The following is an 860-nucleotide window of genomic DNA, read 5'->3' as shown; positions in this document are numbered from 1 at the left end:
ACTGCGCCGGCTCCGCCGGTCGAGCCGGTCGCGCCGGGCCGGTCGGGAGCGGGCGGCTCGCCGTGAGCGCCGCCGAACTCGATGACGCCGCCGACCGATTCGGCGTGACGTGGCCCGACTTCATCGCCGCCGCCCACGCGGTGGCCGTGGCCCGGCTCGGCGGACACCGCGAGATCGTCGTCGGCATCCCCCTGATGAACCGGATCGGGCCGGCCGCGCTCGCGCCGACCAGCGTCGTCAACGTGCTGCCGATGCACGTCGGCGTCACGCCCGGCCGGCCCCTCGGCGAGTTCGTCGCCGACGTCGCGGCACGGTTGCACCGGGTGCGCCGGCACGGCCGGTTTCGCGCGGAGGAGCTGGCCCGACTCACCCGGCGCGTCACCGGCGACGCACCGCTGGTCGGCGCCGAACTCAACCTCAAGGTCTTCGATCAGCCGAGCCGGATCGGCGACCTGGCGCTGCGGTGGCACACCCTCGCCGAGGGCCCGGTCGACGACCTCGGGCTGTCGGTCTACCGCGTCGACGGTGCCCTGACCTGGACCGCGACCACGCCCGGTGGGGTGCCCGCCGACCTGCTCACCGACCTGCGCCCCGACGACGCCGATGATGTCGCCCGGGGCGGCGGGGTCGGTCCGCGGGACGATCGGCAACCGCAGGCCGACGGACCCGCCCACGCCGCAGGCGCGCTCGTCACCGATCTCGTGCAACGGATGCTGCTCGCGGCGCCCGGTGACCGGCTCGGGTCCCTCGGCGCCGCCGGCCGGCACCTGACGGCCCGCCCCGCCGAGGCCCGGCCCGAGCCCGTCCGCTCTTCGGCGGAGGTCCCCGCGACCGCGCCGGAACTGTTCGCGGCCGTCGTC

Annotated in this window: 1 protein-coding gene; it reads left to right on the top strand. The window is 76.9% G+C overall.

Going from position 1 to position 860, the window contains the following annotated elements; all coding sequences use genetic code 11:
• Nucleotides 1-62: 62 nt before the first annotated feature.
• Nucleotides 63-860: condensation domain-containing protein (locus tag PINTE_RS21465; RefSeq protein ID WP_217996686.1), on the top strand; the 798-nt coding region annotated here is incomplete at its 3' end.

This window comes from Piscicoccus intestinalis NBRC 104926, assembly GCF_001515525.1.
Classification (GTDB): Bacteria; Actinomycetota; Actinomycetes; order Actinomycetales; family Dermatophilaceae; genus Kineosphaera; species Kineosphaera intestinalis.
Note: the sequence above shows the minus strand (reverse complement) of the source record. Positions and strands in the feature narration are given on the sequence as shown.